Raw genomic sequence first — 26,020 nt, 5'->3', positions numbered from 1 at the left:
CTCACCGCGGAACGTCCGCCGGACCGGATCACACGGGAAACCCGGGGTCAACGGTCACAGGTGGTGCGGCGCCAGTAATGGCGCAGCGCCGAAGCGCAGTACCTAACGAAGACGGTAAAAAGCATGAATCTTCACGAGTATCAGGGTAAGCAGCTGTTCGCTGAATACGGCCTGCCAGTTTCCAAGGGTTTCGCAGTCGACACCCCTGAAGCTGCAGCAGAAGCCTGCGACAAGATCGGCGGTTCCGAGTGGGTTGTAAAAGCCCAGGTTCACGCTGGTGGTCGCGGTAAAGCGGGCGGCGTCAAGCTGGTTCGCAGCAAGGAAGACGCCAAGGCGTTCGCTGCCCAGTGGCTTGGCAAGAACCTGGTTACCTACCAGACCGACGCCAATGGTCAGCCAGTTTCCAAGATCCTGGTCGAATCCTGCACCGACATCGCCAAAGAGCTGTACCTAGGCGCTGTCGTCGATCGTTCGAGCCGCCGTATCGTGTTCATGGCTTCCACCGAAGGTGGCGTGGACATCGAGAAAGTCGCTCACGACACTCCTGAGAAGATCCTCAAGGCCACCATCGACCCGCTGGTCGGCGCTCAGCCGTTCCAGGGCCGTGAACTGGCATTCCAGCTGGGCCTGGAAGGCAAGCAAGTTCAACAGTTCGCCAAGATCTTCGTAGGCCTGGCCAAGCTGTTCAAGGATCACGATCTGGCCCTGCTGGAAGTGAACCCGCTGGTGATCAAGGCCGATGGCGATCTGCACTGCCTCGATGCCAAGATCAACATCGACGCCAACGCCATGTACCGTCAGCCTAAGCTGAAAACCTTCCACGACCCGTCCCAGGACGACGCCCGTGAAGCCCACGCCGCCAAGTTCGAACTGAACTACGTTGCCCTCGAAGGCAACATCGGCTGCATGGTCAACGGTGCCGGCCTGGCCATGGGTACCATGGACATCGTCAACCTGCACGGCGGCAAGCCTGCCAACTTCCTCGACGTTGGCGGCGGCGCTACCAAAGAGCGCGTTACCGAAGCGTTCAAGATCATTCTGTCCGACAGCAATGTCGCGGCCGTACTGGTCAACATCTTCGGCGGCATCGTTCGCTGCGACATGATTGCCGAAGGCATCATCGGCGCGGTGAAAGAAGTCGGCGTCAAGGTTCCGGTCGTCGTTCGCCTCGAAGGCAACAACGCCGAACTGGGCGCTAAAGTACTGGCAGAAAGCGGTTTGAACATCATTGCGGCAACCAGCCTGACCGACGCTGCTCAACAAGTTGTCAAAGCTGCGGAGGGCAAGTAATGAGCGTCCTGATCAATAAAGACACCAAAGTCATCTGCCAGGGCTTCACCGGCTCGCAGGGTACCTTCCACTCCGAACAGGCTATCGCCTACGGCACCAAGATGGTCGGCGGCGTCACCCCAGGCAAGGGTGGCACCACCCATCTGGGCCTGCCGGTGTTCAACACCGTGAAAGAAGCTGTAGAAGCTACCGGCGCTGACGCGTCGGTGATCTACGTACCGGCTCCTTTCTGCAAGGACTCGATCCTGGAAGCCGCCTTCGGTGGCATCAAGCTGATCGTCTGCATCACCGAGGGTATTCCTACCCTCGACATGCTGGACGCCAAGGTCAAGTGCGACGAGCTGGGCGTGACCCTGATCGGCCCTAACTGCCCAGGTGTCATCACCCCGGGCGAGTGCAAGATCGGCATCATGCCAGGCCACATCCACCTGCCAGGCAAGGTCGGTATCGTTTCGCGTTCCGGCACCCTGACCTACGAAGCCGTCAAGCAGACCACCGACGCCGGTTTCGGCCAGTCGACCTGCGTCGGCATCGGCGGTGACCCGATTCCGGGCTCCAACTTCATCGATATCCTGAAGCTGTTCCAGGAAGATCCGAAGACCGAAGCGATCGTCATGATCGGTGAGATCGGCGGTTCCGCTGAAGAAGAAGCCGCGGCCTACATCAAGGCCAACGTGACCAAGCCTGTCGTTTCCTACATCGCCGGTGTTACCGCACCTGCGGGCAAGCGCATGGGCCACGCTGGCGCCATCATCTCTGGTGGCAAGGGTACTGCGGACGAGAAGTTCGCGGCCCTGCAGGACGCCGGTGTGAAAACCGTGCGTTCCCTGGCTGACATCGGCAAGGCCCTGGCCGAGCTGACTGGCTGGGAAGTCAAGAAGTAAGTAACACGTAGTACCCCCCACGCGCACAAAGGCCACCCTCGGGTGGCCTTTGTCGTTATTACGTCGAGAAAAAGAGATCTTGCCTGTTTTTTGTAGGAGCGGCCTTGTGTCGCGAAAGGGCCGCAGAGCGGCCCCAGGATTTCAGCTTCGAGGCAAGTACCGCTGGGGCCGCTACGCGGCCCTTTCGCGACACAAGGCCGCTCCTACACCTGCTCAGTAAGGATTAGGAAAGCTCGATCACCCCAATCAGGTTTTTCAACCAGACATCTACCCAAATGAGCAATAAATTGTCGCCTAACACGTTCAACCAGACGACAAACACATACGCACATCGGACAAGCAGCACTGTGCCAGTGCGTTTGTCAGGCAAAACAGGTACCCTACGCGTTCACTCTGTGCCCGTACCCCAAAAGGGAACGACACGCTAAACGGGTCTGGCTCACCAAGCCGGGCAGCATTTCCCTTAATCCTGTGGGAAATCCCCTCCGACTCCCGATTTCAGCAGTGTGGTATTTCCTTAAATGAAAGTTTTAAAAGGCCAGGATATCCTGGCGCTTGGCTTTATGACGTTCGCGCTGTTCGTCGGCGCCGGCAACATCATCTTCCCGCCTATCGTCGGCCTGCAATCTGGCCCGAACGTATGGATGGCGGCACTCGGCTTCCTGGTCACCGCCGTGGGCCTGCCGGTCATCACCGTGGTCGCCCTGGCCAAGGTCGGTGGTGGCATGGACGCCCTGAGCAGCCCGATCGGCAAGTTCTTCGGCGGCCTGCTGGCGGCCGTCTGCTACCTTTCGGTCGGCCCGCTGTTCGCCACCCCACGCACCGCGACCGTGTCGTTCGAAGTGGGCGTTGCGCCGTTGACCGGCGAGAGTCCGACGGCGCTGCTCATCTACAGCGTGGTGTATTTCGCCGTGGTACTGGCCGTGTCCATGTACCCAGGCAAGCTGCTTGACACCGTGGGGCGGTTCCTGGCGCCCTTGAAGATCATCGCCCTGGCGGTGCTGGGTATCGCCGCCTTCGCCTTGCCCGCCGGCACGATCGGCGAGGCCCAGCCGGCCTATGCCGCAGCGGCGTTCTCCAAAGGGTTCTCCGATGGTTACCTGACCATGGACACCCTGGGCGCCCTGGTCTTCGGTATCGTCATCGTCAACGCCATCCGTTCGCGCGGGGTCGAGTCGCCGAAGCTGATCACCCGCTATGCCATCATCGCCGGGCTGATTGCCGGTGTCGGCCTGGTGCTGGTGTATGTCAGCCTGTTCCGCCTCGGCGCCGGCAGCCATGACATCGCCGCTGACGCCACCAACGGCGCGATGGTCCTGCACGCCTATGTGCAGCACACCTTCGGCTCGCTGGGCAGTGGCTTCCTCGCTGTGCTGATTGCACTGGCCTGCCTGGTGACCGCCGTCGGTCTTACCTGCGCCTGCGCCGAGTACTTCAGCCAGATACTGCCGTTGTCGTACCGTACCCTGGTGGTGATCCTGGCGGGCTTCTCGCTGGTGATTTCCAACCTGGGTCTGACCAAGCTGATCATGTTCTCGATTCCCGTGCTCACGGCGATCTACCCACCATGCATCGTGGTAGTGGGCCTGAGCTTCGTGAAGGACCTGTGGAATTCGCCAACCCGTATCCTGGCGCCGGTCATGCTGGTATCGCTGGTGTTCGGTATTGTCGACGCCGTCAAGGGCAGCAGCTTGGCCCACGTGCTGCCAGACTTCATGGCTCACCTGCCGTTCAGCGACGAAGGCATGGCCTGGCTGGTGCCTTCGGTAGTCACCCTGGCCGCCGCCGTTGCCTGCGATCGCCTGCTGGGCAAGCCGCGCGAGGCGCTGGCCTGATGGATTGAAACCTGAAGGGCAGGGCGCCGGCCACAAGCCGAAGGGCGCCTGCCAAAGGTGGATATCAAACCCCGCGTCCGGAAGGCGCGGGGTTTTTTGTTGCCTGTGCTGGCCTCTTCGCGGGTGCAGGAAAATCAATACGGCGCATGTGTCTTATGGCGAGTCCGGGCGTCGAAAACCGGTCTGTTTCTCTTTGACGGGATTCCTGCATGAGCTTCATTCAAAACAACCTTGGCAACCTCGTGGCAGCCTGCTGGTTCGCCATCTGTTGGGGCGGCTACACCCGTTATGCGCTCTGGAAGGGTCGTGACACCGCCTGCCTGGCCAGCGTGCTGCACCTGTACCGCGAAGACTGGATGCGCCGCATGCTGCTGCGTGACAACCGCATCGCCGACGCTAGCGTGATCGGCAATCTGGAGCGCAATGCTTCGTTCTTCGCCTCCAGCACCCTGATCATCCTCGCCGGCATCCTCACCGTGCTGGGCGCCTCGGACCGTGCCTTGTCGTTGCTGGCCGACCTGCCGCTGGTGCAACAGGCGTCCCAGGGCATGTCGGAAATCAAGCTGCTGTGCCTGGCGACAGTGTTCGTCTATGCCTTCTTCACCTTCAGTTGGTGCATGCGCCAATACAACTTCGCGGCTGTCCTGGTGGGTTCGGCGCCGATGATCGGTGAACGCGAGGTCAACGAACTGGAGCGCAAGGCCTTCGCCTCCCGGGCGGCGAGGGTGCTGTCGCTGGCCGCCAACCAGTTCAACCTGGGTTTGCGTTCTTATTATTTCGGCATGGCCATGTTGAGTTGGTTCATCAGCCCGTGGCTGTTCATGGTCATGAGTGTTGGCGTGGTATTCATTCTGTATCGACGGGAGTTTCATTCCCATGTATTGGAGGTGATGGTATTTACTCCCACTGCAACGTCTGCCGTAGACAGAGACAGTTCCAATAGTGTCGGCTGAAGCCTTTCAGCTATAAGTACCAGGCATAAAAAAACCCGACAGCGTCGGGTTTTTTTATGCTGCGCGATTACTGCTTGGCAGGTTCGGCAGGGGTCGCTGGCGCGGTTTCTGGCGCTGGGGTAGCCGGTGCGGCTTCCTCGGCGGCCTTCTGCTGCGCTTCGGCCTGATCTTTGGCGGCTTCGGCGTTTTCCTTGGCGGCGTCGTTCAATTTATCCTGAGCTTCGCCCATCTTTTCCTGGGCCTGCTCGGCGTGTTGCTGTGCGTCCTGGGCCTTGTCTTCGCTCGCTTTATCGCAAGCAGCCAGGCCCATGGCAGCGGCCAGCATCAGAGCAAAAGCAAAAGGTTTACGCATGGGGGTGTCTCTCCTTGGTGGAATAACTTTACTTGTTCCTTCGAGTTCGCCGGGGGCGAATAAGTTCCACCCAGGTTACAGATATATAACTGCCCGAGCTATATGGACTTTTCAGTGATTTCATGCGGGGTTGATAATGAACGACACTGCCTTGCAGGGCATGGCCGAACGTTTCCTGTCGGCGCTTAAACATTGCCAGGTGTTGAACATGCGTGTGCATCACGTCGATGCCCAGGGCATGACCCTGGTGTTGCCCTGGTCGCCGGCCATCGTCGGCAATCCGCAGAGCGGTGCGGTGCATGGCGGGGTCCTGACCACCCTGATGGACACCACCTGCGGCATGGCCACTTTGTGTGCCTTGCCACGCTTCGAGGTGTGCCCGACCCTGGATTTGCGTATCGACTACATGCACCCGGCCGAGGCGGGCAAGGACATCTACGGCCACGCCCTGTGCTACCGGGTGACCCGCGATGTGATCTTCACCCGTGGCTCGGCCTATCAGGACGATCCGGCGCAGCCGATCTGCCAGGTGGTCGGCACTTTCATGCGCCTGGGCCAGGACATCAAGGGTGGCATCCGCTTCGGCAACAGCCTCAAGGAGCAGCGCGCATGATCCCGGCCGATATTCGCCAGCAACTGAACCAGGCCCATGCCCGTGGCGATTACCAGCCGTTGCTGGCGTTGATTCCCTACGCCGGCTTGATTGGCATCCGCTGCGAGCGCCAGGGCGACGATCTGCTGTTCCACCTGCCGGCCAACCCCGACAACATCGGCAACCCGCTGTTGCCGGCGATCCATGGCGGGGTGATCGCCGGTTTCATGGAGCTGTCGGCGGCGCTGTACCTGCTGATCTACAGCGAAAGCGCGAGCATCCCGAAAATCATCGACTTTTCCATCGACTACCTGCGCGCCGGGCACTACCGCGACACCTTCGCCCAGTGCCAGCTGTGGCGCCAGGGCCGGCGGGTGACCAATGTCGCCATTACCGCCTGGCAGGGTGATCGCGACGCGCCGATCGCCACGGCGCGGGCGCATTTCAAGATCGAACCGGAAAAGCCCTTGAAATAGTCAGGGCTGCCCCCATCTGCTGGACATCCGCCATAAAACGCAGGCCATGACGGCCGTCGGGCGCCACCAACCAACAGATTGGAGTTTTGAAGACCATGAGTGTGGAGACTCAAAAAGAAACCCTGGGCTTCCAGACCGAGGTGAAGCAGCTGCTGCACCTCATGATCCATTCCCTGTACTCGAACAAGGAGATCTTCCTGCGCGAACTGATCTCCAACGCCTCCGACGCCGCCGACAAGCTGCGCTTCGAGGCCCTGGCCAAGCCTGAGCTGCTCGAAGGCGACGCCGACCTGAAGATCCGCGTCAGCTTCGACAAGGCCGCCAACACCGTGACCCTCGAGGACAACGGTATCGGCATGAGCCGCGAGGACGTCATCGCGCATTTGGGCACCATCGCCAAGTCCGGCACCGCCGACTTCATGAAGAACCTCACCGGTGACCAGAAGAAGGATTCGCACCTGATCGGTCAGTTCGGCGTGGGTTTCTACTCGGCCTTCATCGTTGCCGACCAGGTCGACGTGTTCAGCCGCCGTGCCGGTCTGCCGGCCGCCGAGGGCGTGCACTGGTCATCCAAGGGCGAGGGTGAGTTCGAGGTCGCCACCATCGACAAGCCGCAGCGCGGCACCCGCATCGTCCTGCACCTGAAGGCCGGTGAAGACGAGTTCGCCGATGGCTGGCGCCTGCGCAACATCGTCAAGAAGTACTCCGACCACATCGCCTTGCCGATCGAGTTGCCCAAGGAGCAGGCCGCTGCCGCCGAAGGCGAAGAGCAGCCGGCGCAGGAGTGGGAAACCGTCAACCGTGCCAGCGCCCTGTGGACCCGTCCGCGTACCGAGGTCAAGGACGAGGAGTACCAGGAGTTCTACAAGCACATCAGCCACGACTTCGAGAACCCGCTGGCCTGGAGCCACAACAAGGTCGAAGGCAAGCTCGAATACAGCTCGCTGCTGTACGTGCCGGCCCGCGCGCCGTTCGACCTGTACCAGCGCGAAGCGCCACGCGGCCTCAAGCTGTACGTGCAGCGTGTGTTCATCATGGACCAGGCCGAGTCGTTCCTGCCGCTGTACCTGCGCTTCATCAAGGGCGTGGTCGATTCCAACGACCTGTCGCTGAACGTCTCCCGCGAGATCCTGCAGAAGGATCCGATTATCGAGTCGATGAAGACCGCACTGACCAAGCGCGTGCTGGACATGCTGGAGAAGCTGGCGAAGAACGAGCCTGAACAGTACAAGGGCTTCTGGAAGAACTTCGGCCAGGTGATGAAGGAAGGCCCGGCGGAAGACTTCGCCAACAAGGAGAAGATCGCAGGCCTGCTGCGCTTTGCCTCCACCCATGACGACAGCGGCGAGCAGAGCGTTGCCCTGGCCGATTACCTGGCACGCGCCAAGGAAGGCCAGGACAAGATCTACTTCCTGACCGGCGAGTCCCACGCCCAGGTCAAGAACAGCCCGCACCTGGAGGTCTTCCGCAAGAAAGGCATCGAGGTGCTGCTGCTGACCGACCGCATCGACGAGTGGCTGATGAGCTACCTCAACGAGTTCGATGGCAAGGCGTTCGTCGATGTCGCCCGTGGCGACCTGGACCTGGGCAAGCTGGACTCCGAAGAGGACAAGAAGGCCCAGGAAGAAGTCGCCAAGGACAAGGAAGGCCTGGTCGAGCGCCTTAAGGGCGCGCTGGGTGACAGCGTGGCCGAGGTACGTGTCTCGCACCGCCTGACCGACTCGCCGGCGATCCTCGCCATCGGCGAACAGGACCTGGGCCTGCAGATGCGCCAGATTCTCGAAGCCAGCGGGCAGAAGGTGCCAGAGTCCAAGCCGATCTTTGAGTTCAACCCAAGCCACCCGCTGATCGAGAAGCTCGATGGCGAGCAGAGCGAAGACCGCTTCGCCGAGCTGTCGCACATCCTGTTCGACCAGGCGGCGCTGGCGGCGGGCGACAGCTTGAAGGACCCGGCGGCCTACGTGCGTCGCCTCAACAAGCTGCTGGTCGAGCTGTCGGCTTGACCTGAGGCAAGAAAAGCCCGCTCCGGCGGGCTTTTTCATGCCTGCCGCTTTTACGATTACATCTATCCTGTCTTGACCCGTGAACGCCCAAGGAGAGCTGAATGAGCAAGGTCATCGTCGAGTCGCTGGTCTATCACCTGTCAGGCAAGGCTTACGAAAGCCGCCTGGTCTATGCCCCGGGCGCGCTGCCGCAGCCGGGCCTGGTGATGGCGCCGAACTGGATGGGTATCGGCGAGGGCGCCGAACGTATCGCCAAGGAAGTGGCCGAGCAAGGCTATGTGGTGCTGATTGCCGACTTGTATGGCCAGTCGGTGCGGCCGTCCAATGCTGATGAAGCCGGTACGGCAATGATGCCGCTGAAGAACGATCGCGCCGAGCTGCGCAAGCGCATGCAGGAAGCACTGGCGCAACTGGTGGGGCAGTCGAAGGCGCTGCTCGAGCCAGGCAAGGTCGCGACGTTCGGTTTCTGCTTCGGCGGCTGCTGCGCCCTGGAGCTTGCCCGCACCGGCGCCGATCTGAGGGCGGCGGTGTCGTTCCACGGCACGCTGGATACCCCGAACCCCGAGGATGCCAAGCGCATCAAGGGTTCGGTGCTGGTGCTGCATGGCGCGTCCGACCCATTGGTGCCAAGGGAACAGTTGCCAGCCTTCGAAGAAGAGATGAATGCTGCCAAGGTTGACTGGCAGTTGCTTAGCTATGGCGGGGCAGTGCACTCGTTCACCGATCCGAACGCCAATGTGCCGGGCAAGATGCAGTATGACCGGCGTACCTCCGAGCGGGCGTTCCGCGCGATGCATAACCTGCTGAGCGAAGTGTTCCAGCGCTGAGTTTGCATGGGGCCGCTGTGCGGCCCATCGCGACACCAGGCCGCTCCTACAAGGGTTACGCGTTCCCCCTGTAGGAGCGGCCTGGTGTCGCGATGGGCTGCAAAGCAGCCCCAAAATCAGCGCGGCAATTCGATTCTTGAGGTTTCCCCCGGCACCACCGGCCAATCCCCCGCAGCCCACCTGGCCCGGGCCTGTTCGATCAGCTCCGCATCACTGGCCACAAAATTCCAGTTCATCCGCCGCGGCCCATCCAGCGGCGCGCCGCCGATCAGCACCAGCTGGCACTCATCCTCGGCATACAAGCTCACAGCTTCTCCTTCAGGCAGCACGATCAGGCTGCATGGCTCGACTTCCTCGTCATCCAGCATCAACTCGCCTTCGAGCAGATACAGCGCGCGCTGTGCGTGTTCTGTCGGCACGATCAGGGTGGTGGCCGCCTGCATGTGCACATGAGCGTAGAGGGTGGGGGAGAGCACCGGTACCGGTGAGGCCAGGCAAAAACCGGTGCCGGCGATCATGCGGATCCGCACGCCGAGGCTGTCACTGGCCGGCAGGCTGGCCGCCGGATGATGGCTGTAGCTTGCCGGGCCCTGCTCGTCGGACGTCGGCGAGGCCAGCCAGACCTGCAGCCCATGCAGCCGCGAGCCGCGCTCGAGCACCTCGGCCGGCGTGCGCTCGACATGCGCCACGCCCGCTCCGGCGGTCATCCAGCTGACGTCTCCCGGGCGCACGCGTTGGTCCGAGCCAAGGCTGTCCTTGTGCTGGATTTCCCCCTCGAACAGGTAGGTGAGGGTGGACAGGCCAATATGCGGGTGCTGGCGAATGTCCATGCCATGACCCGGCGCGTAGTCGGTTTCCAGCATATGGTCGAAGAACACGAAAGGGCCTACGCTGCGACACTGCGCCGAGGGCAGCGGGCGCAGGATCGGCTGGCCCTCGACCGATTCGGCGCGTGGGCGGATGACCAGGGGGCTGCTCATGGCGACACTCCTTGAGGGATGCCTGCAAGCATAGCGTTTTGCTGGCCGTGGCTGAACCGTCGCGGGCGCTGCCCGGTCTACTCTTGCGGTACCGGCAAAGGAGCCTGAGATGATTGCCCGCACATTGGCCTGCCTGCTGTTGAGCGCAAGCCTGTTCGACACTGCGCAAGCCCGCGGCTACCGCTACAGCGACGCCCATCTGCACTACGTGGATTTCTTCCAGGAAACCGAAGGCATGCCGGCCTTGCTCAAGGCCATGGACGAGGCCGGGGTCGAGCAGTCGATGATCTCCGGCATCCCGGTGGCCAAGAAATGGCACGAGGACGAACCCAAGCGCCCGCGCTACTACGCCGGCGACGATGCCGATGCCTACTGGTACAGCGCCACCGATCTGTACGTCGCCGCCGCGCTGGAAAAGCTGCCTGTCGAGCAGCGCAGGCGCTTCCACCCGTTTCTCACCGGCTTCAACCCGGTGGACAAGAATGCCGTCAGCCATATCGAGCGCATGCTCGAACTTTATCCGGGGTTGTGGCAAGGCATCGGCGAGGTGTTCACTCGCCATGACGACCTCACCGCACTGACCAGCGGCGATACCCCGCGGGCCAACAACGAAGCCATGACTCGCATTTACCACCTGGCCGCCGAGCGCGACCTGCCGGTGTTGCTGCATTCGAACATCACCTCCAAGCGCGAGCGCAACCCGCTGTACCTGGCGGAAATCGAAGAGCCGTTGCGTAACCACCCGCATACCCGCTTCATCTGGGCCCATGCCGGCAGCAGCATGGAAATTCACCGGCACCAGGAACGCATGGACTTTCTCCTGCCGGTGCTCAGCCGATTGCTCGAAGACTATCCAAACCTGTACGTGGACTTGTCCTGGAGCGTGCTCGAGCCCTACCTGCTGGATGAGCAGGGCGTGCCACGCAAGGCCTGGGTCGACCTGGTCGTGCGCTTCCCCGAACGCTTCATGCTCGGGTCCGATGTGGTGGGGCGCTTCGCCAGCATCGGCGAGCAGATGCACGCTTTCAATCCATTCCTCGATGCTTTGCCCGCAGCGGTGGCAGAGCAGGTGAGCCGGCGGAATTTTCTCGATCTGCTGCCAAAAAACGTGAAGTAGCGCCTTTCAATCGAGGATAGCGTTTTGATATTGCCTTTTCGTCTTACGCAAATTCCAAACGGCCCGATACCTTCTTTAAGCAATGGAAACAACGCTGATGGGAGGGATCCTGGAAATGAGCCTGAGACGCTTGAATATCGCCCCGCGCGCTGGCCTTGGCTTCGGCATCATGGCGCTGCTGGTGGTGGCCCTGGGCGGTTTTGCCCTGCAACAGATGACCAACATGCGCCAGCAGTCCGAACAAGTGGACAACAACTGGCTGCCCAGCGTGATCTCGGTGGGCAGCATGACCCAGGACATGTTGCGCATCCGGGCCCTGACCCTGCGCCTGCTGGTCAACACCGAACCGGCCGCGCAGCAGCAGAACCGCGCGCGCATCGAGGAGATCAAGGGCGGTCTGAGCAAGGCGCAGAATCACTATGACGGGCTGATCGTGCTGCCCGAGGAGCGCACCCTGTTCGACCGCTACCAGGGCCTGGAGCGCCAGTACATGACCTTGCAGGGCCAAGTGGTGCAACTGGCCAGCGAAAGGCGCATCGACGCGGCGGCGGCACTGGTCAATGGCGAGATGAACCAGCTGGCCGACCAGATGACCAGCACGCTCAACGAACTGATCGCGCTGAACAACCACCAGGCCAACACCGCCACCGACCTGGCCGAGGCGGTGTACAGCGGGGCCAAGGTGTGGGTTGGCGTGCTGCTGGTGGTCGCCCTGAGCTTGACCGTGGTGCTGGCCCTGGCCCTGACCCGCAGTATCGTGCGCCCGCTTGGGCAGTCGCTGCAGGTGGCCGAGACGGTGGCCACGGGCGACCTGACGCCGCAGATCACCGTGCAGGGCGATGACGAGCCGGCGCGCCTGCTGGCGGCGCTCAAGAGCATGCAGCAGAGCCTGCGTGAGACTATTGGGCGAATTTCCGATTCGGCCAGCCAGTTGGCTTCTGCCTCCGAGGAACTGAGCGCGGTCACCGAGGATGCCACTCGCGGCCTGCAACAACAGAGCATGGAGATCGAACAGGCCGCCACTGCGGTCAACCAGATGACCGCGGCGGTGGAGGAGGTGGCGAGCAATGCGGTGGCTACCTCCGAGGCGTCCCGCACCTGCGATCAGATCGCCCGCGAAGGGCGTGAGCAGGTGCGCGGCACGGTCGCCGCCATCGAGGCGTTGGCCAGCGGTGTGGCGGGCAATGCCGAGGAGGTTGGCCAGCTTGCGCAACAGGTGCACGACATCAGCAAGGTGCTGGATGTGATCGGTTCGATTGCCGAGCAGACCAACCTGCTGGCGCTCAATGCCGCCATCGAGGCAGCGCGGGCCGGGGAGGCCGGGCGTGGTTTCGCCGTGGTCGCCGACGAGGTGCGCGCCCTGGCTCATCGCACGCAAAGTTCGACCCAGGAGATCGAGCAGATGATCGTCGCCATCCGCAGCGGTGCCGAGCGAGCCGTGCAGGGCATGCAGCACAGCGATGCCCAGGCGCGCTCGACCCTGGACGGCGCCCATGGCGCAGGTGATGCCCTGGAGGCGATTGCCGCGGCCATCGGCCAGATCAACGAGCGCAACCTGGTGATTGCCAGTGCTTCGGAGCAGCAGGCCCAGGTGGCGCGTGAAGTGGACCGTAACCTGACCACCATCCGAGACCTGGCGCATCAGTCATCGGCCGGGGCCGAGGAGACGTCCGCCGCCAGCCAGGCGCTGTCGAGATTGGCGGTGGACCTTAATACCCTGGTGCAGCGCTTCTCCGTGTAAAGGGATTGGCCCGTGTGTAGGAGCGGCCTTGTGCCGCGAAAGGGGCGCGGAGCGCCCCCACGGAGATTCATCGGTAGGGCCAGTATACTGGGGCCGCTTCGCGCCCCTTTCGCGGCACAAGGCCGCTCCTACAGGTGGGTGTGCATCGTCTGGCAGCACAAACAAAAACGCCCGGACTTGAGGTCCGGGCGTTCTCGTTCAGCGTGTCAGCCGATCACTTGCCTTCCCAGCGCTTGAGCACCAGGGTGGCGTTGGTGCCGCCGAAGCCGAAGCTGTTGCTCATCACGGTGGTGAGCTTGGCGTCTTCGGTCTTGCGTACGATCGGCAGGTCCGCGACTTCCGGATCCAGCTCGTCGATGTTGGCGGAGCCGGCGATGAAGTTGTTTTCCATCATCAGCAGGCAGTAGATCGCCTCGTGCACGCCTGCGGCGCCCAGCGAGTGACCGGACAGGCTCTTGGTCGAGCTGATCTTCGGCGCGTTGGCACCGAACACTTCACGCACGCCCTTCATCTCGGCGACGTCGCCGACCGGGGTGGAGGTGCCGTGGGTGTTCAGGTAGTCGATCGGGGTGTCGACGGTGGACAGCGCCTGCTGCATGCAGCGGATCGCGCCTTCGCCGCTTGGAGCGACCATGTCGTAGCCGTCGGAGGTGGCGCCGTAGCCGACGATCTCGGCGTAGATCTTGGCGCCACGGGCCAGGGCGTGCTCGAGCTCCTCGACCACCACCATGCCGCCGCCGCCAGCGATGACGAAGCCGTCACGGTCGGCATCGTAGGCGCGCGAGGCCAGTTCCGGGGTTTCGTTGCGCTTGGTCGACAGGGCGCCCATGGCATCGAACAGGAACGACTGGCTCCAGTGTTCTTCTTCACCGCCACCGGCGAAGACGATGTCCTGCTTGCCCCACTGGATCTGCTCCAGGGCGGTGCCGATGCAGTGCGCGGAGGTAGCGCAGGCCGACGAGATCGAGTAGTTGATACCCTTGATCTTGAACGGGGTGGCCAGGCACGCCGACACGGTGCTGCCCATGGTGCGGGTGACGCGGTACGGGCCGACACGCTTGACGCCTTTTTCACGCAGGGTATCCAGCGCTTCCATCTGGTTCAGGGTCGAGGCGCCGCCGGAGCCGGCAACCAGGCCGGTACGCGGGTTGGAAACCTGCTCTTCGGTCAGGCCGGCGTCCTTGATCGCGTCCTGCATCGCCAGGTAGGCGTAGGCGGCAGCGTGGCCGACGAAGCGGTAGACCTTGCGGTCGATCAGTTCTTCGAGGTTGAGGTCGATGGAGCCGGAAACCTGGCTACGCAGCCCCTGTTCCTTGTATTCCGGGTTGTAACGGATACCCGGACGGCTGTTGCGCAGGTTTTCGGTGACGGTAGCTTTGTCATTGCCCAGGCACGATACGATGCCCAGACCAGTGATAACGACGCGGCGCATGCGAATAACCCTTAGAAATTGTCAGTGGAGGTGAACACGCCGACCCGCAGGCCTTCGGCGGTGTAGATCTCGCGACCGTCGACGCTGACCGAGCCGTCGGCGATGGCCATGTTCAGCTTGCCCTTGAGGACACGCTTGATGTGAATGTTGTAGGTGACTTTCTTGGCGCTAGGCAGGACCTGGCCGAAGAATTTCACTTCGCCCGAACCCAGGGCGCGACCGCGGCCCGGCAGGCCTTGCCAGCCGAGGAAGAAACCGACCAACTGCCACATGGCGTCCAGGCCCAGGCAGCCCGGCATCACCGGATCGCCTTCGAAGTGGCAGGCGAAGAACCACAGGTCCGGATTGATATCCAGCTCGGCGACCAATTCACCTTTGCCGAACTTGCCGCCTTCCTCGCTGATGTGGGTGATGCGATCGACCATCAGCATGTTCGGGGCGGGCAGTTGCGCATTACCGGGGCCGAACAGCTCACCGCGACTGCAGCGCAGCAGGTCTTCCCGGGTAAAGGCGTTTTGTTTGGTCATGCGAGCTCCTCAATAACCCCCTGTGGCAGGGGATGAATCTTCCCGGCCGATCCGAATCGCTCTGCGTTCGGGGCGGCAGCCTACAGGTAGACTATTGCGTTGTAGTGAAAGTCACAGCGCACCTGGCAAAAGAAGTACAGGTGTGCACTGAAATGTTATTTTCAGGTCCTGCGGCGGTCCTGTCCAGTCTTTAAGACTGCCGCACTTTAGCATTTATCGCCAGTCGCGGCTGTCCGGCCGGGTAGCCAGCGGCCGAGAATGCGCTGCAGATCGGTGCGTTTGAAGGGTTTGCTCAGGTAGTCGTTCATGCCGGCGGCCAGGCAACGTTCACGATCGCCCTCCAGGGCGCTGGCGGTCAGGGCAATGATCGGCAGCTCGGCGGCCTGGGGCAGCAGGCGGATGCGCCGGGTCGCCTCGAAGCCATCGACCTGCGGCAGGCGGCAGTCCATCAAGACGGCGGCAAACTGTTGCTGGCCGACCAGATCGATGGCCTGGGCGCCATCCATGGCCAGTTTCACCTCGAAACCCAGGCTGCGCAGCATGGCCTCGATGACGCTCTGGTTGACCGGGTTATCTTCCACCAGCAGGATGCGCCCGCCGTTGTCGTGGATCAGCGGTTGCGCAGGTGCCGGCGCGACAGGCGCGCTGGCCAGGGCCAGCGGCATCTCCAGGGTGAAGGTCGAGCCCAGGCCCTCGCGGCTTTCGCCACGCAGTTGGCCACCCATGCGTTCGGCCAGGGTACGGGCGATCGACAGGCCCAGGCCGGTGCCGCCATAACGCCGGGAGATCGAGCTGTCGGCCTGCTGGAAGGCGACGAACATCATTTCCAGGCGATTGCTGTCGATGCCGATGCCGGTGTCGCGCACCGTGCAGGTGAGCCACAGCAATTGCCGGTCGATGGCTTGGCAATGGGCCTGGACCGCGACTTCGCCGTGCTCGGTGAATTTCAGCGCATTGCCGACCAGGTTCAGCAGGATCTGGCGGATTCGCGTCGGGTCGCCTGCCACCTGCACCTGCTCCAGGCCTGGAGCCAGGTCCAGGCGCAGGGCCAGGCCGCGCTGCTGGGCGCTGTGTTGGAACGACAGCACGCTGCTGCTGAGCAGTTCGCCGAGGTTGAAGTCGATGTGCTCCAGCTCCAGGGTGGTGCGCTCGATCCGCGAGAAGTCGAGGATATCGTTGATCACCTTGAGCAGATGGCCGGTGGACTCGCTGGCCAGCGCGGTGTACTCGGCCTGTTCGTTGGTCAGCTCGGTGGTTTCCAGCAACTGCAGCATGCCCAGCACGCCGTTCATGGGCGTGCGCAGCTCGTGGCTCATCATCGCCAGGAAGTCCGACTTGGCGCGGTTGGCCTGCTCGGCCTCCTCGCGGGCCTGGATCAACTGGCCCATGGCCTGCTGCTGTTCGTGGGCCGCCTGGTCCAGGGCGCTGGCCAGGTTGTTGATGTGCCGCGCCAGGTGGCCTAGCTCGCTGTCGTCGACCACCGGCAGCGGCGCGTTGAAGTCGCCTTGCTGGATCGCCCGCACCGCGTGGCCCATGTCGCTGATCGGCTTGGACAGGCTCATGGCCAGGCGCCGGGCCAGCAGGAAGGTGAACAGCAGGGCGAACAGCGCCAGGATCGCCGCCTTGATCACGATCTCTTGCTGGCGCTGGCTGAAGGCGTCGTCGGACATGCCGACGATCACCCGGCCCAGGTAGTCGTCGCCGATGGCCGGGCGCGGCGCCTTGCCTTGCAGGAAGTCGCTGTCCAGGCGGATCTGCTGCAGGCGGATCGGCGCCTGGAACACTTCCACGCGCTGCGCGCGGTTGAGGCTCTCGTCCGGCTGCTCGACATACACCAGGATATGGTTGCGGCTGTCCTGCACCTCGAGGAAGCGCACATGGGGAATGCTCAAGGTCGCGCGCATCAGGCTGTCGAGCACTTCGTTGTTGCCCGAGATCACCCCGTATTCAGAGGCCGGTGCCAGCTGGTTGGCGATCAGTTGCCCGGTGTGATTAAGCTCCTGACGCAAGTCCTGGATGCGCACGAAGGTGAAGAAACTGATCAACAGCAGGGTCAGCAGCAGGGCCGGGCCCAGGCTGAGGATCTGAGTGCGGGTATGAATGTCCCAGCTCAGGCGTTTGCTCATGGGGTGGCTCCTTCGCCAAGGGCCAGGGCGGCGGCGTCCGCATCGATGCTGTCCAGGCCCAGGGCGCGGGCCACCTGCTGGTTGCCGCTGACACCAAAATGCGCGGGGTAGAGGCTGCGCGGCCAGCGCGCCGGGGCTTGTTCGAGCAATTGATCGAGCACCGCGAGCCAGTCGTCCTGGTCGCTGTAGGTGCTGGCCAGGGCGCCGGCGCGGACGAAGCCGGCGTTCGGCCCGATCAGCGCCATTTGCCGGCCATAGCTGCTGAGCAGCACGTTCTTGGCCGACTTGGAGTTGTACAGGTCGGGATCGTCCAGGCCCAGCAGCACGTCGCTGTTGTTGAGCAGGTGCTGCAGCGGGCGGCTGTCGCGCAGGTCCGGCCAGTCCTGGGCGACGATCTCCAGGCCCAGCGGCTGGGCGGCCTGGCGCAGTTCATCGAGCAGAAAGCGGCTGCGCGTGCCATATAGCACGCCAATGCGCCGCGCTTCCGGCAACAGGTAGCGGGTCAGGCGCAGCTGGCGCTGCAGCGGTGGGTCGCTCCACAGCAGGCTGAGGAACCCGGGGCGCGACTTTCCCAGGCGCTGCTCGGCCTGCACCCGACTGACCCGCAGGGCCAGTGCCACGGGCCCGGCGGCCTCGCTCAGGCGCCATTCCAGGGCCGGGGGGTCGAGCAGGATCAGCCGGGTGTCGGCCTTGAGCTGGGCTGGGTTGGGCAACTGCTGCACGGTCTGGAAGCGCACCTGGTCGTGGGGCCGGCGCTTTTCCAGGGCGGCGACGAAGCTGCGGATGCCCGGCTGATCTTCGGCTCCGACCAGCAGGATCTCGCTGGCCGCCAGCGAACCCAGGGGCCAGAAGCACAGTAAAAGCAGGCGCAGCAGGCGCAGCATCAGAACTCCAGCTCCGCGCTGACGCTCAGGCGATGGCGACTGTCATAGCGGTTCTGCGGGATGGTCACCGGCTCGTCGTCGAGGCGTTGCTGCCACAGCGCGGCCAGCTCCAGCTGGCTGCCCTGGATCTTGAAGCGCTTGGCCAGGCGCAGGTCGATGCGCTCGTAGCGGTATTGGTTGAGCGCGTCGTCGCCGTAATAGAAGAGGGCGCTCGACCAGCCCTGACCCCAGTCGCGCAGCCAGCCGGCCGAGCCGCTGTTGCGCGCGCTCAGGCGGCGGTCGGCGGAGTTGCTGGCCCAGGCATCGACGTAGGCGTAGGTCAGGCGCAGGCGGTCGCGGGCGCTCAGCCGCCAGTCGAACTGGGCCTCGCTGCCGCTGAAACGCGCCTTGTTGGCGTTGCTGGCGATGAACTGGTTGTTCTTCAGCGGCTCGCTGATCATCCCGGTGATCTCGTCGTAGAACAGCTTCACGTCGAGGTTCAGGTCCAGGTCGCTGAAATAGCCGTTGTAGCCCAGTTCGCGCGAGCGCATGCGCTCCTGGTCGAGGTTGCCGGGGCCGCGGGTCTTGACGAAGTATTCGCCGTTTTGCAGGCCATAGCGGTTGGGGCTGAGGTTCTTGACCGTGTAGCTCCAGTTGACATTGTTCTCGAACATGTCGGGCGAACGGATGGCCTCGGAATACACCGCGCGCAGGCCATGGCGCGGGGTGATCAGGTAGTTCAGCGCCACCCGCGGCGTCAGTGAACTGCCGGACAGCTGGGTGTCTTCGAACATCGCGCCGCCCTGCAGGATCCAGTGCTCGTCGGCGCGCCATTCGAGCTGGCCGAACAGGCGCCAGGTGCGGTCGTCGATGCTGCCGTTGAAGTAGGTCTGCGAATCGGCCCGGTCATAGCGCAAGTTCGCCCCGCTGACCAGGCGCAGGCTGTCGGTCAGGCTCAAGGTGTCCTGGATTTCCAGGTCGTAGCGTGTCTCGCGGGTGCTTTGGTCGACGTTGCCACAGATGGTGTTGCGGCCACCGTTGGCCCATTGGTCCTGCACCTGGCCCAGCAAAGCGCCGAGCTGGGGGTCGCTGGTGGCGGGCAGGTGGCCGGTGTACAGGTTGCGCGCGACCTTCTCGGTGAAGTTCGGATCAAGCTGCCACATGCGGGTCAGCTCCGGGCTGAAGGCAATGGCCGCATCACAGGCTTGCCACACCTGCTGGCGGTCGAAGTGCTGGGCCGAGCCCTGGATGTACAGGCTGTGCTCGGGGTTGATGTCGATGTTCCAGCGCACGGAGCCTGCATAGTCCTTCGCGTTGACGTCGGCATCGTTACCGGCGCGGTAGTTGCCGAACACCGGCTGGTAGGTATAGGGCCTTTGGTTGCTGCCTTCCTTGGCCGCCAGTTGCCATTCCAGGGTCTGGTTGGGCGCCAGGCTGTGCACGGCATTGATGTTGATGCGGTTGGCCCGGCGGCTGTCGCGGTAGTCGTGGCCGAACTGGTCCTGGTCGAAGCCGTCGTCCTGCTGGCCCGACAGCGACAGGCGCAGGTCGCCGCCGTCCCAGCCGAAACCCTGGCTGGCGTAGTAGTCGTTGATGCCATCCTGGCCGCGGGTCAGCTTCAATCGCGTGCCATGGCTGTCGGCTGGGTTGCGGGTGAGGATGTTGACTACCGCCATCAGCGCATTGGCGCCGTAGCTGACGGTATTGGGGCCGCGGAACACCTCGATGCGCTCGATATCCTCGAGGGCCACAGGGATGTCGCTCCAGTCCACCGTGGCCAGGCCGGCTCGGTATACCGAACGGCCATCGATCAGCACCTGCATGCGCCGGGCGTCGTTGACGTTGCTGCCGTGGTAGTTGACCGTGGGCTGGTTGCCGGCGCCGTAGCCGATCATCATGCCGGGGACCAGGCGCAGCAGCTCGGGGATATCGCGGGCGCCGCTGGCGCGGATCAGTTCGCTGTCGAGCACGGTCATGCTGCCGGGCACGGCCGCCGGGGATTGTTTCAGGCGCGTGGCGGTCAGAACCTGGGGCAGGTCCTGGTTGTCGATGAATAGATCGTCGGCCACGGCCGGGCCGCCCAACAGGGCAGTCAGCAACAGCAGGCGTGGGTAGGGGGGCGTGCCGGGGAACACGTGAGGCCTTGTTTCATGGATGAATCAGGCATGTTAACCGACCACACGGCATTTGCCAGTGATCCGCGCTTGGCAGATTGCCGCATCGCCGGGTAGGCACTGGTTCTGTCGCATGTGCCCCGTATAATGCGCCGGTCGCCACTTACTTTTATTGGTTAACGGATTGGATATGACTGAACAGCAACCTGTTGCAGTTCTTGGAGGCGGCAGCTTCGGCACCGCCGTGGCGAACCTGCTGGCGGCGAACGGCCACCCCGTGCGCCAGTGGATGCGCGACCCGGCGCAAGCCGAGGCGATGCGCGTCAACCGCGAGAATCCGCGGTATCTCAAGGGCATTCGCTTGCATGACGGCGTCGAGCCGGTCAACGACCTGCTCGCCACCCTGCAGGGCAGCGCCCTGATCTTCGTCGCCCTGCCGTCCAGCGCCTTGCGCAGCGTGCTGGCGCCCCACGCCGAGCTGCTGCGCGGCAAGGGCCTGGTCAGCCTGACCAAGGGCATCGAGGCGCACACCTTCAAGCTGATGAGCCAGATCCTCGAAGAGATCGCTCCGCAGGCGCGCATCGGCGTGCTGTCCGGCCCCAATCTGGCCCGTGAGATCGCCGAGCACGCGCTGACCGCCACCGTGGTCGCCAGCGAGGACGAAGCGTTGTGCCAGCAGGTGCAGGCCGTGCTGCATGGCCGTACCTTCCGCGTGTATGCCAGCAGCGACCGCTTCGGCGTCGAGCTGGGCGGCGCCTTGAAGAACGTCTACGCGATCATCGCCGGCATGGCGGTGGCCTTGGGGATGGGCGAGAACACCAAGAGCATGCTGATCACCCGCGCCCTGGCCGAGATGACCCGCTTCGCCGTGAGCCAAGGCGCCAACCCCATGACCTTCCTGGGCCTGGCCGGGGTCGGCGACCTGATCGTCACCTGCTCCTCGCCCAAGAGCCGCAACTACCAGGTTGGCCACGCCCTGGGCCAGGGCCTGAGCCTGGACGAGGCGGTCAGCCGCCTGGGCGAAGTGGCCGAGGGCGTCAACACGCTCAAGGTACTCAAGGCCAAGGCTCAGGAAGTGGGGGTGTACATGCCGTTGGTGGCCGGGCTGCATGCGATCCTGTTCGAGGGCCGCACGCTGAATCAGGTGATCGAGCACTTGATGCGCGCCGAGCCCAAGACCGACGTCGATTTCATTTCCACCAGCGGTTTCAACTGAAGGAGCGTCCCCATGAACGATACCCCCGAGCGCGCCCAGCGCGAGTCGATCATCCTGCGCGTACTGTGGATGCTGGTGTTCCTGTTGGTCTGGCACGTGGCCCAGCTGTTGCTGGGCGGCCTGGTGCTGGTCCAGCTGATCTATCGCCTGGTGTATGGCGCGCCGAGCGCCAGCCTGATGAACTTCGGCGACAGCCTCAGCCAGTACCTGGCGCAAATCGGTCGTTTCGGCACCTTCCACACTGACCAGAAGCCCTGGCCATTCGCCGACTGGCCGGCACCCCGCGCGCCTGAGGGCGAAACGCCCCACGCCGTGGCCCCGGCGCCGCACCCGGCGCGCGACCAGGAGCCCAAGCTGTGAAGCTGTGGGTGCTGCGCCACGGCGAGGCCGAGCCGCGGGCCACTACCGATGCCGAGCGGCGCCTGACCGCCCATGGTCGCGAGCAGGTGCTGCACAGTGCCGCGCGGCTGCTGGGCCAGCCGTTGCAGGCGATCCTGGCCAGCCCCTACGTGCGCGCCCAGCAGACCGCGGCCCTGGTGCACGGCGCCCTGGGCTTCGCCGAGCCGGTGCGCACGGTGCCCTGGCTGACTCCGCAAAGCGATGCGCAGCAGGTGATCGGCGAAATTGAACGGCTGGGCCTGGAGCAGGTGTTGCTGGTCAGTCACCAGCCGCTGGTGGGCACCCTGGTGGGGATGCTCGAGCATGGCCACGGCCAGCAGCCAGCGCCGCTGAGCACGGCCAGCCTGGCCGAACTGGAAGGCGACTGGCCACTGGCCGGGTTGATGACCCTGCGCGGCCTGCACCACGCAGGCTGAGGCCTGCCCGATTCCTGCAGGAGCCAACCTTGCTGGCGCAGCAGGCCCGGCACTGGCGCGCCGGTGTTCGTCGGCAAGGCTCCTACGGGTTCAGATCCGCCAACGCTTGACCTGATCGCCCTTGGCGATGACCTTTCCGAACGTTGCCACCCCCACGACCCTTGTCGACAATGGGCCATCCATCCCCCGTGCAGAGCAGGCGGCCATGTCGCAGCAGATCTTCTTCGCCCACGCCAATGGCTTTCCGTCGGCCACCTACGGCAAGCTGTTCGCCGCGCTGGCGCCGGATTACCAGGTACAGCACCTGGCACAGCACGCCCATGATCCGCGCTTCCCGGTGAACGACAACTGGCAAAGCCTGGTGGACGAGCTGCTGCATCACCTTGAACAGCAGGATGCGCCGGTGTGGGGTGTCGGCCATTCCCTGGGTGGCGTGCTGCACCTGCACGCGGCCTTGCGCCGCCCAGAGTTCTACCGCGGCGTGGTGATGCTCGATTCGCCGGTGCTGACCCGCGTCGACGAATGGCTGATCCAGGCCGCCAAGCGCCTGGGCTTGATCGACCGCATCACCCCGGCCGGGCGCACCCTGGGCCGTCGCGAGGCCTTCCCTGACCGCGGCAGCGCGCGCAGCTACTTCGCCGGCAAGACCCTGTTCCGTCACTTCGATCCGGACTGCCTGGAGGCCTACCTCGAGCATGGCCTGGAAGCGGGTGACGACGGCCTGCGCCTGCGTTTCGACCCGGCCACCGAGATCAGCATCTTTCGCAGCATCCCCCATGTCAGCCCCGCGCGGCCGCGTCAGTTGCAGGTGCCGCTGGCCATGGTCCGTGGCGCCCAGAGCCGGGTGATCCGCAAGCACCATGCCCTGGCCGTGCGCGGCATGCCCAGGGGTGAGTACCACAGCTTGCCGGGCGGGCACATGTTCCCGCTGGAGCGGCCAGGCGAGACCGCTAGCTTGATCCGCGAGCTGTTCGCGCGCTGGAGCCAGGCATGAGCGCCCAGGTCGAGGAGGTTCGCCTGACCCTGGGCCATATCGAGCTGGCCGCGCACCTGTTCGGCCCGGCCGATGGCCTGCCGCTGATCGCCCTGCACGGCTGGCTCGACAACGCCAACAGTTTCGCCCGCCTGGCGCCGCAGTTGAAGGGGCTGCGCATCGTCGCCCTGGACCTGGCCGGGCATGGCTACTCGGCGCACCGCCCGGTGGGGGCCGGCTACGCCCTGGCCGACTATGCCCACGACGTGCTGCGGGTGGCCGAGCAACTGGGCTGGCAGCGTTTCGGCCTGCTCGGTCATTCGTTGGGGGCGATCATCGCCGTGCAACTGGCCGGTGCCTTGCCCGAGCGCGTCAGTCACCTGGCACTGATCGACGGGGTGATCCCGCCGACGCTGAGCGAGCAGGACGCCGCCGAGCGCCTGGGGCTGGCGTTGCAGGCGCAGTTGCGCCTGGAGGGCAAGCGCAAGTCGGTATACCCGACCCTGGAGGAGGGCGTCGAGGCGCGCATGAAAGGCATGGTCGCGGTCAGCCGCGAAGCTGCCGAATTGCTGGCCCAGCGCGGCCTGATGCCGGTGCCTGGCGGCTACAGCTGGCGCAGCGACAGCCGCCTGACCTTGCCCTCGGCAAGCCGTCTGCACCCGGACCAGGCCATGGCCTTCATCAAGCGCATCGCCTGCCCGACCTGCCTGGTGGTGGCCGCCGATGGCATGCTCGCGCGCCACACAGCGTTGCTGGAGCAGCTACCCTTCGAGCAGGTGACCCTGCCGGGGGGGCATCACCTGCACCTGAACGACGCCGAGGGCGCGGCCCTTGTCGCAGACTGTTTCAATCGCTTTTTTGGCATTCCTTGACTTGCACCGGACAAGTGTCGAGGCTTGGCGGGTTGAAAGGGAGACAACCATGTACATGCCAGACATCCATGCGCCACGCCACGCCCTATGCGAGGGCGGCCGATGAGCGCACCTGTGTTCGTTCGCGGCGCCGTCGCCGCTTGCCTGGCGATCGCCAGCCCGTGGCTGTGGGCCGGCAGCCTGCCGGTGCCAGTCGATGCCAAGGTCGTCGACCAGCGCCCCGCCGTGGCGCAGGAGCGCGTCTATCCCATGGGTCCGCTGCGCAAGATCAGCGGCCGCCTGCGGGTCGAGGACAAAGTCGAGAGCCGTGGCCAGGTCAGCTCGATCACCTATGAACTGCCGGTCGAGCGCAGTGCCCGCGAAGCCTTTACCAGCGCCCGCGAGGCCTTGCAGCGCGATGGCGGCTATCCGTTGTTCTGGTGCCAGGGCCGCGACTGCGGCGAGGCCAGCCTGTGGGCCAACGACGTGTTCGCCAACGCCCGCCTCAACGGCGGCGATGAACAGCAGGCATTCATCCTGTTGCGCCGCTCCGCCGAAGAAGCCGACACCCTGGTGGCGCTGTACAGCGTGACCCGCGGCAACCGCCGCGCCTACCTGCATGTCGAGGAGTTCGTCGCCGGCAGTCCGTTGGGCGAGCTACTGCCCACCGCCGCCACGGTGCTGCGCGAGCTGCGCGACACCGGCAAGCTCGACTACCCTGACCTGGCCGAGCCCCAGGCCGCCTGGGCGACGCTGTTGGCCCGCAGCCTGAACCTCGACAGCACCCTGCGTGCCAGCCTCAGTGGCAAGGGCGCCGAGGCCTGGCGCGAGCAACTGGTCAAGGCCGGCGTGCGCAGTGCTCGGCTCGAGGTGGGCGAGGCCCCGACCGAAGGCCTGCACCTGGAACTGATCCGTTGAGTGAGCACCACCATGGCCAACAATGACCGCCTGTTGATCCAGATCCTGCTGCTGACCCTGCTGGGCGCCGCGCTGTGGGTAATGGCGCCGTTCATCTCGGCGCTGCTGTGGGGCGCCATCCTGGCCTTTGCCAGCTGGCCGCTGATGCGCTTGCTGACCCGCCTGCTCGGTGGCCGCGAGACCCTGGCCGCGAGCCTGCTGACCACGGTGTGGATCCTGCTGGTGGCGTTGCCGCTGGTGTGGCTGGGCTTCAATCTGGCCGACCATATCCGCGATGCCACCGCCTTTGTGCGTGACGTGCAGGTCGACGGCTTGCCCGATGCGCCGGCCTGGGTGGGCAGCATTCCTTTCGTCGGTGAGCGCCTGGTCAGTTGGTGGCAATCCCTCGACCAGCAAGGCGCGGCCTTGCTGGCTTCGGCCAAGCCCTATCTCGGCCAGGTGGGCAACTGGCTGCTGGCGCGCAGTGCGCAGATCGGCAGTGGCGTGCTGGAGCTCACGCTCAGTCTGGTGTTCGTGTTCTTCTTCTACCGCGATGGCCCACGCTTGGCGGCATTCGTGCACCGGCTGCTGCACCGGCTGGTGGGCGAACGCGCCGAGTACTACGTCGAGCTGGTCGCTGGCACCGTGCAGCGGGTGGTCAACGGCGTGATCGGTACTGCGGCGGCCCAGGCCCTGTTGGCGCTGATCGGCTTCCTGATCGCCGGGGTGCCAGGGGCCATCGTGCTGGGCCTGGTGACTTTCATGCTCAGCCTGATCCCCATGGGCCCGCCGCTGGCCTGGATCCCCGCCACCGCCTGGCTGGTGTGGAAGGGCGACTATGGCATGGCGGTGTTCCTCGGGGTGTGGGGTACCTTCATCATCAGCGGCGTGGACAACGTGCTCAAGCCCTACCTTATCAGCCGAGGCGGTAACCTGCCGCTGGTGATCGTGCTGCTCGGGGTGTTCGGCGGGCTGATCGCGTTCGGCTTCATCGGCCTGTTCATCGGGCCGACCTTGCTGGCTGTCGGCTATAGCCTGTTGCTGGACTGGAGCCGCAATTCCGCGCAGCACACGCCGCAGCATTGAAGTCCGGTTCGCCGGCAAGCCGGCTCCTACAGTGATCACCCCGTAGGAATCGGCTTGCCGGCGAACAGGC

Annotated in this window: 24 protein-coding genes; 17 read left to right on the top strand and 7 right to left on the bottom strand. The window is 64.3% G+C overall.

The features are described 5' to 3' along the window. Nucleotides 1–123: 123 nt before the first annotated feature. The 4 genes from sucC to E3U47_RS18635 all read left to right on the top strand — a co-directional run bounded on the left by sucC (nt 124) and on the right by E3U47_RS18635 (nt 4,962). Complete coding sequence (sucC, locus tag E3U47_RS18650) at nt 124–1,290, top strand: ADP-forming succinate--CoA ligase subunit beta (protein WP_023629628.1); 1,167 nt, start codon at nt 124–126, stop codon at nt 1,288–1,290. Then, a complete protein-coding gene (gene sucD, locus E3U47_RS18645) occupies nt 1,290–2,174 on the top strand; it encodes a succinate--CoA ligase subunit alpha (RefSeq protein WP_004376004.1) in 885 nt (294 codons plus the stop codon). The genes sucC and sucD overlap by 1 nt, the downstream gene beginning before the upstream one ends. Nucleotides 2,175–2,695: 521 nt before the next feature. Continuing rightward, on the top strand, nt 2,696–4,009 hold the full coding sequence (gene brnQ / locus E3U47_RS18640) for a branched-chain amino acid transport system II carrier protein (protein ID WP_134693147.1): 1,314 nt from the start codon (nt 2,696–2,698) through the stop codon (nt 4,007–4,009). Between the two features lie 209 nt (nt 4,010–4,218). Then, nucleotides 4,219–4,962 carry a DUF599 domain-containing protein gene (locus E3U47_RS18635; RefSeq protein ID WP_134693146.1) on the top strand — a complete coding sequence of 248 codons (744 nt, stop codon included), beginning with the start codon at nt 4,219–4,221 and terminating at the stop codon, nt 4,960–4,962. Between the two features lie 67 nt (nt 4,963–5,029). On the opposite strand, the gene E3U47_RS18630 is transcribed toward E3U47_RS18635, so the two are convergent. After that, nucleotides 5,030–5,314: a hypothetical protein gene (locus tag E3U47_RS18630; protein ID WP_134693145.1), complete on the bottom strand. Its 285-nt coding sequence runs from the start codon at nt 5,312–5,314 to the stop codon at nt 5,030–5,032. A 136-nt stretch (nt 5,315–5,450) separates the two neighbouring features. On the opposite strand from E3U47_RS18630, the gene E3U47_RS18625 reads away from it, so the two are divergent. From E3U47_RS18625 to E3U47_RS18610, 4 genes are all read left to right on the top strand, one after another. After that, a complete protein-coding gene (locus E3U47_RS18625) occupies nt 5,451–5,927 on the top strand; it encodes a PaaI family thioesterase (protein WP_134693144.1) in 477 nt (158 codons plus the stop codon). After that, a complete protein-coding gene (locus E3U47_RS18620) occupies nt 5,924–6,382 on the top strand; it encodes a PaaI family thioesterase (RefSeq protein WP_134693143.1) in 459 nt (152 codons plus the stop codon). Before E3U47_RS18625 ends, E3U47_RS18620 begins: the two co-directional genes overlap by 4 nt. 95 nt (nt 6,383–6,477) lie before the next feature. Further along, the gene (htpG, locus tag E3U47_RS18615; protein ID WP_134693142.1) at nt 6,478–8,385 is read left to right on the top strand and encodes a molecular chaperone HtpG; all 1,908 of its coding nucleotides are present in this window, start codon (nt 6,478–6,480) and stop codon (nt 8,383–8,385) included. Between the two features lie 101 nt (nt 8,386–8,486). Further along, nucleotides 8,487–9,212 (top strand): dienelactone hydrolase family protein, encoded by a 726-nt coding sequence (locus E3U47_RS18610; RefSeq protein ID WP_134693141.1) that lies wholly within the window; start codon nt 8,487–8,489, stop codon nt 9,210–9,212. 116 nt (nt 9,213–9,328) lie between these two features. Here E3U47_RS18610 and E3U47_RS18605 read toward each other — a convergent pair whose 3' ends face one another. Beyond that, nucleotides 9,329–10,192 (bottom strand): pirin family protein, encoded by an 864-nt coding sequence (locus tag E3U47_RS18605; RefSeq protein ID WP_134693140.1) that lies wholly within the window; start codon nt 10,190–10,192, stop codon nt 9,329–9,331. Between the two features lie 109 nt (nt 10,193–10,301). On the opposite strand from E3U47_RS18605, the gene E3U47_RS18600 reads away from it, so the two are divergent. Beyond that, the gene (locus tag E3U47_RS18600; RefSeq protein WP_134693139.1) at nt 10,302–11,309 is read left to right on the top strand and encodes an amidohydrolase family protein; all 1,008 of its coding nucleotides are present in this window, start codon (nt 10,302–10,304) and stop codon (nt 11,307–11,309) included. Nucleotides 11,310–11,424: 115 nt separating this feature from the next. After that, a complete protein-coding gene (locus tag E3U47_RS18595) occupies nt 11,425–13,050 on the top strand; it encodes a methyl-accepting chemotaxis protein (protein WP_134693138.1) in 1,626 nt (541 codons plus the stop codon). A gap of 214 nt (nt 13,051–13,264) precedes the next feature. Here E3U47_RS18595 and fabB read toward each other — a convergent pair whose 3' ends face one another. From fabB to E3U47_RS18570, 5 genes are all read right to left on the bottom strand, one after another. Next, nucleotides 13,265–14,482 carry a beta-ketoacyl-ACP synthase I gene (gene fabB, locus E3U47_RS18590; protein ID WP_134693137.1) on the bottom strand — a complete coding sequence of 406 codons (1,218 nt, stop codon included), beginning with the start codon at nt 14,480–14,482 and terminating at the stop codon, nt 13,265–13,267. Nucleotides 14,483–14,493: 11 nt separating this feature from the next. Continuing rightward, nucleotides 14,494–15,009 (bottom strand): 3-hydroxyacyl-[acyl-carrier-protein] dehydratase FabA, encoded by a 516-nt coding sequence (fabA, locus tag E3U47_RS18585; protein WP_011534736.1) that lies wholly within the window; start codon nt 15,007–15,009, stop codon nt 14,494–14,496. A 206-nt stretch (nt 15,010–15,215) separates the two neighbouring features. Then, entirely contained in the window at nt 15,216–17,135 is a 1,920-nt protein-coding gene (locus tag E3U47_RS18580) for an ATP-binding protein (protein WP_134693136.1), read from the bottom strand. Next, nucleotides 17,132–18,019: an ABC transporter substrate-binding protein gene (locus E3U47_RS18575; protein ID WP_134693135.1), complete on the bottom strand. Its 888-nt coding sequence runs from the start codon at nt 18,017–18,019 to the stop codon at nt 17,132–17,134. The genes E3U47_RS18580 and E3U47_RS18575 overlap by 4 nt, the downstream gene beginning before the upstream one ends. After that, nucleotides 18,019–20,133: a TonB-dependent siderophore receptor gene (locus E3U47_RS18570; RefSeq protein ID WP_134693134.1), complete on the bottom strand. Its 2,115-nt coding sequence runs from the start codon at nt 20,131–20,133 to the stop codon at nt 18,019–18,021. Before E3U47_RS18570 ends, E3U47_RS18575 begins: the two co-directional genes overlap by 1 nt. A gap of 169 nt (nt 20,134–20,302) precedes the next feature. On the opposite strand from E3U47_RS18570, the gene E3U47_RS18565 reads away from it, so the two are divergent. From E3U47_RS18565 to E3U47_RS18535, 7 genes are all read left to right on the top strand, one after another. Next, nucleotides 20,303–21,328 carry an NAD(P)H-dependent glycerol-3-phosphate dehydrogenase gene (locus E3U47_RS18565; protein WP_134693133.1) on the top strand — a complete coding sequence of 342 codons (1,026 nt, stop codon included), beginning with the start codon at nt 20,303–20,305 and terminating at the stop codon, nt 21,326–21,328. A gap of 12 nt (nt 21,329–21,340) precedes the next feature. Next, nucleotides 21,341–21,688, top strand: a complete 348-nt coding sequence (locus E3U47_RS18560; RefSeq protein WP_134693132.1) for a DUF4389 domain-containing protein — start codon at nt 21,341–21,343, stop codon at nt 21,686–21,688. Continuing rightward, entirely contained in the window at nt 21,685–22,143 is a 459-nt protein-coding gene (gene sixA, locus E3U47_RS18555; RefSeq protein ID WP_134693131.1) for a phosphohistidine phosphatase SixA, read from the top strand. Before E3U47_RS18560 ends, sixA begins: the two co-directional genes overlap by 4 nt. 205 nt (nt 22,144–22,348) lie before the next feature. Continuing rightward, the gene (locus tag E3U47_RS18550; protein ID WP_134693130.1) at nt 22,349–23,137 is read left to right on the top strand and encodes an alpha/beta fold hydrolase; all 789 of its coding nucleotides are present in this window, start codon (nt 22,349–22,351) and stop codon (nt 23,135–23,137) included. Further along, the gene (locus tag E3U47_RS18545) at nt 23,134–23,988 is read left to right on the top strand and encodes an alpha/beta hydrolase (RefSeq protein ID WP_134693129.1); all 855 of its coding nucleotides are present in this window, start codon (nt 23,134–23,136) and stop codon (nt 23,986–23,988) included. Before E3U47_RS18550 ends, E3U47_RS18545 begins: the two co-directional genes overlap by 4 nt. A gap of 102 nt (nt 23,989–24,090) precedes the next feature. Beyond that, nucleotides 24,091–24,885 carry a DUF4892 domain-containing protein gene (locus E3U47_RS18540; protein WP_134693128.1) on the top strand — a complete coding sequence of 265 codons (795 nt, stop codon included), beginning with the start codon at nt 24,091–24,093 and terminating at the stop codon, nt 24,883–24,885. Nucleotides 24,886–24,897: 12 nt separating this feature from the next. Further along, nucleotides 24,898–25,950, top strand: a complete 1,053-nt coding sequence (locus tag E3U47_RS18535) for an AI-2E family transporter (protein WP_134693127.1) — start codon at nt 24,898–24,900, stop codon at nt 25,948–25,950. The last annotated feature ends 70 nt before the right edge of the window (nt 25,951–26,020 follow it).

The organism is Pseudomonas sp. RIT623, assembly GCF_004519305.1.
Lineage (GTDB): Bacteria > Pseudomonadota > Gammaproteobacteria > Pseudomonadales > Pseudomonadaceae > Aquipseudomonas.
This window is presented reverse-complemented; position numbering and strand designations above follow the sequence as displayed.